Below are 950 nucleotides of genomic sequence, written 5' to 3'. Positions count from 1 at the left end.
AGACCTGGCCGTCCTTGCCCTTCACCGAGAACGGCTCGTCCTGCACGATGCTGGTCAGGGTGTAGCGGCTGGGCTGCTCCAGCGCGGTGAGGTAGACCGCAGGCTTGACCAGCGAGCCGATCGGGCGCACCGCATCGATCGCCCGGTTGAAGCCGGCGAAACGCGGCTGACGACTGCCGATCAGCGCCTGTACCTCGCCGGTTTCGGGGTTCGTCACGACCATCGCCGCCTCGACCTGGTCGATACCCTTGCGCGTGCCCAGACGCTTGAAGGTCTCGGCCATCGCGCTTTCGGCCTTGAACTGCAGGATCGGGTCGAAACTGGTGAAGATGCGCAGGCCTTCCTCGGTGAGGTCTTCCTCGCGGTAATCCTCGCGCATCTGCCGTTTGACCAGGTCGATGAAGCCCGGATACGAGGTATCGGCCATGCTGCCGCGGGAGGTCACACCCAGCGGTTTCTGCTTGGCCGCCGCGGCTTCCTCGGGGGTGACCACGCCCTGTTCGGCGAGCACGTCGAGCACCAGGTTGCGCCGTTCCAGCGCGCGTTCGGGATTGCGCCGCGGGTTGTAGTAGGTCGGCCCCTTGACCATGCCGACCAGCAGGGCGACCTGATGCAGCTTGAGTTCGGAGAGCGGCTGGCTGAAGAAGTACTGGCTGGCCAGACCGAAGCCGTTGATAGAACGCTGGCCGTCCTGCCCGAGGAACACCTCGTTGAGGTAGCCCTCGAGGATCTCGTTCTTGTCGTAGTGCATTTCCAGCAGCACCGCCATCATCGCTTCGGTGGCCTTGCGGGTGAGGCTGCGCTCGTTGGTCAGGTAGAAGTTCTTCACCAACTGCTGGGTCAGCGTGCTGCCACCCTGGCGCAACTGACCGGCACTGGCGTTGACCCACATGGCGCGGGCGATGGATTTGGGCGAGACGCCGAAGTGGTGGAAGAACTCGCGATCCTCA

Annotated in this window: 1 protein-coding gene; it reads right to left on the bottom strand. The window is 64.3% G+C overall.

Going from position 1 to position 950, the window contains the following annotated elements; translation table 11 throughout:
* A partial coding sequence (locus B2X67_RS13825) for a transglycosylase domain-containing protein (protein ID WP_286785850.1) occupies window positions 1–950 on the bottom strand: 950 nt, incomplete at both ends.

The sequence above is a fragment of the Pseudomonas sp. UBA3153 genome (genome assembly GCF_002364635.1).
GTDB classification, from domain to species: Bacteria; Pseudomonadota; Gammaproteobacteria; order Pseudomonadales; family Pseudomonadaceae; genus Pseudomonas_O; species Pseudomonas_O kuykendallii.
This window is presented reverse-complemented; position numbering and strand designations above follow the sequence as displayed.